This is a genomic window from Marinagarivorans sp. (genome assembly GCF_982758155.1).
Genome location: NZ_CEXWTU010000041.1, coordinates 20,190 through 27,181, shown reverse-complemented (window position 1 = coordinate 27,181; position 6,992 = coordinate 20,190). Strand labels below are relative to the sequence as shown.

3 protein-coding genes are annotated in these 6,992 nt (G+C 43.9%); all 3 read right to left on the bottom strand.

Annotated elements, in window-relative coordinates; all coding sequences use genetic code 11:
• Positions 1-184: 184 nt before the first annotated feature.
• The gene (locus AC3A8L_RS07045; protein ID WP_487961529.1) at positions 185-1,453 is read right to left on the bottom strand and encodes a DUF1552 domain-containing protein; all 1,269 of its coding nucleotides are present in this window, start codon (positions 1,451-1,453) and stop codon (positions 185-187) included.
• 44 nt (positions 1,454-1,497) lie between these two features.
• Positions 1,498-4,038, bottom strand: a complete 2,541-nt coding sequence (locus AC3A8L_RS07040) for a DUF1592 domain-containing protein (RefSeq protein ID WP_487961528.1) — start codon at positions 4,036-4,038, stop codon at positions 1,498-1,500.
• Positions 4,039-4,863: 825 nt separating this feature from the next.
• Positions 4,864-6,426: a family 43 glycosylhydrolase gene (locus tag AC3A8L_RS07035; protein ID WP_487961527.1), complete on the bottom strand. Its 1,563-nt coding sequence runs from the start codon at positions 6,424-6,426 to the stop codon at positions 4,864-4,866.
• Positions 6,427-6,992: the final 566 nt, after the last annotated feature.

The window sequence follows — 6,992 nt, the reverse complement described above, 5'->3', positions numbered from 1 at the left end:
TTGCACTCTAATCATGGCACGAAGTGGGTGGGTCCATCTTATTTCCTGCATTACCTTAATAACTTACATCCTTGTAAGCCTAGCGGCCCAGAAAATGATCAGTTTGCCGGCCTATTTGTGCATGGATGAATAGTTACGTCGATTAAAGCGTCCGTGAATAAAATAATTTTCCTAGCAACTAAATTTAGGCCAATAATTGAGGTAAATTACCGGAATAACCGTCACCGACCCGGTTGGTGGAGATTCCCATAGCATTAACCAGCGTCGTTAACAGATAATTATGCGGCTGACGACTACCCACATTAAGCGCGTTACCGGTACGTAACTTACCGCCGGCGCTACCGATTAAGGCATAGTTAATTTCACCAACCCAATGGTTACTGCCAGAATTCATATCATTGCCGACGAGAATCACCGTATTATCCAGTGCTGTTACGCCGCCTTCAGGAGAATCATCTAAATCTTTAACCAAAATTGCGACCTGATCAAATAGCCACTTTTCGATATCGCGCTTATCTTGTGGCGTACCAATTTCTGCATGGGCAATTTCGTGATAATCACTATTGATATTTAACCAAGGGAAAGTATTACCATTACCACCGCCATTGTCGTAAAGCTCCATGGTGATGGCCCGCGTATAGTCACATCGTAATGCTGTGCCCATCATGCGAAACATAGCATCCATCCTGCTGGGCACATACTCAGATGTATCCACTTCAGGAATATCACAACTAACCGGCGCGACTACATTTAATTGCGTTTCCAATTCGCGAATTGAAGACAAATGCGCTTGGATTTTAATGCGATCCTCGGTGCCCATTTTACGACCAAACGTCTCGAGCTCTTTTCCTAGGTAATCTAATACGCTAGCATTTTTAATCGCTATTTCATCGAGCATTTGCATGGGAACAATCGGGCTACTGAAAAGGTTATTAAATAAGCTGCGCGAACTTGTTTCGTTCGCGTTAGTTTGTCCTGCCGCACGCCAACTAGTATTCCTGCCATCTCTTTCGGAGCGAACACCAAGATTCAAAAGCTTGCGAGGTAACTGCACGCTTTGTGCGATATGGTCTGCAACCATTTGATCAATAGAGGCGTTTTTAGCCGATGCCGTAAAGCCACCGGTATGGCTACCCGTTAATGCACACGGGTGTGAGCCATGCCCCGAGTACTCGTCGTCTTGGTCGAGCATGATTTTCATGCCCATACCTTTAATCGTTGTGACTTTATCCTTCCAAGGATTAAGCCCACTTAAGGTATAACTACCACCGGAATGAAATGCATGAAAATCGTTATTATCGTTTCCGTTAGACATAGTCACGCAAACTAAACGCTGGGGTATGTCACCAGTCTGCGCGGATAACAATTCCGAACTTAGTACAGGTAGCATCGTGGCACTTGCACCCAGTTTTTTCAATGTCTCTCTTCGAGATAATCTTCTATTGAATTTCATATTTTTTACCTATGAATAATGTATCGAAAATTGTTTTGTTACGCTTAAAATGTTTCACCAACACTTGGAACGCGATAGCGAAACGAGCGTGAACTGACAACTTCTTCAATCAATGTCTTAATGTTTCCAGATGCTGAAGCAAATTTATTCTGAACATCAATAAACGACGGCTCGTCCAGTACTTCATCCTCGTTACGATCTAACGCATATCGCATCCACTGGCGAGAGAAACAAGCTTGCACATCATCACTTGCAGCAAATATTTCAGATAATTCAACAGAATTATTAAAATTGGAATCATTGTTGGATAAGGTGATCACACCGCTCGCATCGACCGGAGAACCATTATCAAATAATCGAAACTCACCAATACCGCCAAACGTCTCAAAGGAAAAGCCAATGGGATCAAAGCGTGAGTGACAAACAGCCGCACATGAATTATTGGCATGCTCTTCAAAACGTTCACGTGTTGTTCCGCCAGCCGATGCAGGCTCTGGATCTGGGATAATGGCCGGGGGATTGGGTATTTCCTGACACATCACTTGCTTATAGACATCCGCTCCTCGTTTAGGCGGATTAGAGCCATCGGCAGCGCCTTTAGCCGCTAAAAATGCAGCCCGCGTTAAAATTCCACTGCGCTGGCTTGAGTCCAAAGAAGCCATTTCGAAATTATCCCCATAGTTTCCAGCTACACCATAGATGTTCGCCAAGTCACGATTGACGAACGTCGTATTACTCGTCAATAGTGAACGCAAATTAGCGTCACCATTTAAAATAATATGCTGAGCAAACAGACGAGACTCCACAAGCATTGCCGACTTGGCAGCGTCGGTAAACTCGGGGTACGCGACGTTATTTTTAGCAACACTTTCTAACTTAGAATAATCTAGCCAATACTCAGGGAAATACGCTACAGACTCGACCGCTTTAGGATCACCAAGTAACCTTGCGGCATGGCGTTTAACCCCAGCAACACTATTGAGCTCACCACTGTTCGCGGCATTAAGTAAGGCATCATCCGGCATTGTTTTCCAAATGAAATAGGCCAACCTAGAGGCGACTTCATAACCGTTTAATTTTACATAACGGCCTTCAACAGAGGGTTCAGCAGCACCTAATTCCCAGCGATATAAAAATTTTGGCGACTGTAATATTGCCTGAACCAGCAAGCGAATAGACTGGTCGAATGCGCCGGTATTATTAGACCCAGAACCAACGCCTCCTGGATCGGCAGCGGAACCAATAACAACACAGCTCGCAGAATTCTCCCACCCCCAACCATCTCCGTCGGGATCGGTACTTGCGGAAGCGCAATATGGAAAACCATTAGACGCTATCAAAGCCCCCTGACCATTAGAATTCCCTCTAGCAACATCAAACAGCGCTAACAGGTCATCCACTTCGGAGCCTACAAGGGGGCGCCGAAATGCACGCCGCCCAAACTCTTGTACAAACTGACGCGCACAATTTCTATCACTGGTTGAGCAAGGGATAACACTATTCAAATTGACCAATTGAGATAGTGTTTCTGCCGATAACTTAAACTTTTCAGTCTCTAGCATAGCCATAGCATCCGCACGACGCGGATACGCATAATCACTTTTTTGCGTTGCAGGGAAATCGGTAAGCTGCGTAGCAACCACATTGGTTTTCAATAAATCCCGAACGGTATTGTTATATTCCTGTAAGGTTAAACGCCGTAAGGGCATTGGCCCTACACGCAATGGATCTTCGAGTAAATCGGCATAGGGAACAGCACCTACTTTAATTCTAATGCCGTTTAACGAAGCGTTATCCACACTAGCGTCTAGCCGAATAGTTACAGCACCATCGGTGATGGGAATATCGCTAAAAGTAACATCGTAGGCATTGTCGTGCCCTACCTGTGCATGCACATCAAGATTAGAATAAACATTGAGCTCTTCAATAAAAACATTAAAAACTCGAGCAGCGTTTTCCTCCCAATACCCTTCTGTAAAATGCAAGGTAACATCGTAAATACCATCATCAACTGCAAAATTATATCTCAGCGATTCACCCCATCGCCCCGACTGATAAAGTGCTTGATCGGATGTCAAACCTACAGGGTCAGTCGACAAACCTGTCATGCCCTGAACAACACTGGCGTCACTGGTATAAAGCTGGCCGTCCTGCGCGACATAATCATCGCCACCAATATTCACCGCCCAAACTGTACTACCAGTCTTGGAGATCTCCCAGCTCAGAATGTAATCAGCAATCGCAACACCGCAATCACCTACGCAGGTCTGAGTCGCACCGAGGGGCATGGTTTTATTAATCGCAGCTGCCAACCCAGCCAGCTCCCATTCGCGGCTATCGATCGGTCTTTCTTCATCTTTACCCTCTACGCCATGGCAGGTTTCACAACCTAAGTCTTTGTAAAGCTGTTCACCATTTAGCTGAACAATAGGCGCCGAACTGGATTGAGCACTTGAACTTGAGGACGGTACCGGTGTTGTGGGCGTACTTGAATTTGACTGCGCTAATGAACTAGAACCACCATCACCAGTGCAACCAGACATAATTAGTAACGAAATATAGACAGCTATTGATAGTCTTTTCATAGGATATTCCAATGCATTTTTAAATAAGTATTGATCAACTCTTTATAAGTGAAATTCTAAGTAAAACTCTAAGTAAAACTCTAAGTAAAACTCTAAATAAAAATATTGGTGCTTATATTTTTTAACCCTTCAGGATGGTTCGAAAAAACCTCACCCAAAAAGTGAATTGATTACCTTCTGGAAATTCCGGCTTATAAAAAACCTGAATAATGCCAAGGAAGGACCTAAACTGCCCAGAAAGTAATTTTCTTGTCGACGTTATTCTCCACAGCTAAATAATGACTATTAGAATTATCGATAACCGCGAGGCAACACGCTGAATCAACCTTACGGTGAAGACAACCAAGTTTTTTCATCACTTACACAAGATCTATTTTTATGTTTTAACCTTGCAGCAAAAAATCTTCAATGAGCTTAGAAACCACTCTAATTACAGAATGTGGATCTAATATGGAGATGAAGACTTAGCTTGATTGATTGAGACAGAGTTAACAAAAAGATCGGGGCAATAAGCGCGTCGCTACCACAAAATACGCCTCTATAGCGCACATGCATTATCAGTGTGATCCAGTCGCGTTTTGGCTCGCTAAAAAAGTAACCACATCAGAAACTAAAAGTCCTGATTGCAATAAGGCTAAGTAGGCATGCAGGGAAGCTGTTCATTAGAATAACGTAGGAGCAAGAGGCCCAGAACAATGCACCGCTACACGGAAGTAGCGGATTAGAATAACAATAGAGACGTCCAGCGGCCTGAACAAAAAAGGTAAGGAGGTCGAAAAAGTATTCGTGTAAACAATATTTTTCCTCGCCCCATACCCCAATTATTTAATCATTGATCGGTTTTGGCCACCCATCGTTACCCCATTCAATTCGACCTAATCCAATAACTGATCCGCCTTGGTCGGGGTAGTAGTGGTAAGTGAAGTAGTCGTGACCGCCTTCGCTAAGAATGCCTATGTGACCAGGTCCGTGAACGCTACCGTAAGACGACATAAACTTGTCGTTGTTACCATTTTTGTTTCCGCTTTTATCAAGATAAGGGCCCTTGACGTCGCGTGAGCGCTGAACGTGAACGGTGTACGAGCTATCTGCACCGTTACAGCAGCCGCCAGTGTTGAAGAATAGGTAGTAGTATCCGTCGTTATAATGAATGTAGCCGGCCTCAATGTGCCCAGGTGCTAACTCATATTGCGGTGGGTTAGCGACGGCCATACCCGTATTTTTGTCTAGAGGTGTCAGCATCATGGTGGGTGTGGACCATGAAACTGTGTAGCCAGATCCCCATACCAGCCATGGATTTCCCTCGGCATCGAAAAAGGGTGCTGCATCGATCGCAGAGAAACTGTCTCTATGTTCATTTGTGACAACCGGTCCTCGGTCAGTCCATTTGTAATTGGGTGATTCGGGGTCGAGTGTTGGTGAGGTTGTTAGGCCTATCGCGCAGCGTTTATCGTCTGTTTCCCATGTCGCAACAGAGTAATACATATAATAAAGCCCGTTCATATAAAATACGCCGGGGGCCCATACGCCTCGACCGTCGTGATTCGGAACTTTTTCTGTGACCCAAGAGGGTAATCCGTCTGGATAAATTGATAGACCGTTTGTCCAGTTTAATTTGTCATAAGACCACTTCATGGGAATGCCGCGCCCAGTGGAGTAGATGAAATATTTGCCGTTACTTTCAATAATTCTGGTTGGATCGTGTGAGCCAATATCGCCCCGCACGGGATCAATTGCCGTTGGTGGACCAGCCGGTTGGGGCGCAGACGGCCCGCCACCTTCAACAACCGGAATTTCAATACCGCTACAATTGCCAGCACTTAAGCCATTGCCATCAATGGTCAGCGAATCAATATTAGCCAAGCCCAAATTGGAGCCCGCTCTTAAAAATACGGTATTACTTCCCTGCATTAATGGAATATTACTTTCTACAATTCCCCAATCGTCCCAACCTTGTGTATTAGCAAACTGCAATGGCGCTTGAGCGCTTTCGTTAATCTCAAATATTCCGGGGCGTTCGCCAGAACCGCTCGAATAACGCACCATCACCTTATACGTTCCCGCTTCATTTGCATTGACATGCCACGCAATTACCGAGCCCGTTTGATTATTAGTATTACCAAAACCGCTGCCGGTATAATTTTGGTGATCAGTATCGATTGAGCCCTCCACGAAACAAAACCCCTGTTCCTCTTCTTGGAGCACCAAGGCATCAACAACTACAACACTAAGACTCGATGAACTGGCCTCTACGGCTGAGCTAACACTAGAACTCGAACTAACACCGGCCGCAGGAAAACTACTTGTATTATCAACCGGTACGGTTCCCCCTTCGCATCCACCGAGCGCAAGCGTCATTAGGATGTAAGCTAATTTTTTACTGTACATTACAAAGCCTCATATTTTTTATTATTGAATACCCAATGAATGCAAGGAAAAACCTAGCTCAAGGACAGATGCATAACCGATGTTATAGCCACAACTTATAAAACTCAGATAAAATCCTATGTTGCTATCAAACACGGCGTCTTTACAATTAATATTACAAGCCATTAAGGGTCAACAATAACTTCAGTTAATGCACGGATGTTTTTATTATTGTGACGAAGTAACCACTTATAAAATAATGCGCGACATCACATAAATTTTTGAAGCGTTAAAGCTGAATAGCTTAAGTTTTAATAGATAAAGCTTTAATAGATAAAGTTTTAATAGCCAAAAAATGGTGTTAATAAAATTTCTCACAGTAACAGGCCGACTCATTTAATACGTCACAGGCTCGACCAGTCTATATAAGTACAATCTTGAAACCCATCACAGTTATGTACATAACCGAAAATATAGCGCCTTTCGAATTGACTCTATTTTTAATGACCACCATAGTCAATAAAAATGCAATACAACGGTAATCATTCGACATCCCCCTAAAATACAAAACACGATTAAATCGCCGA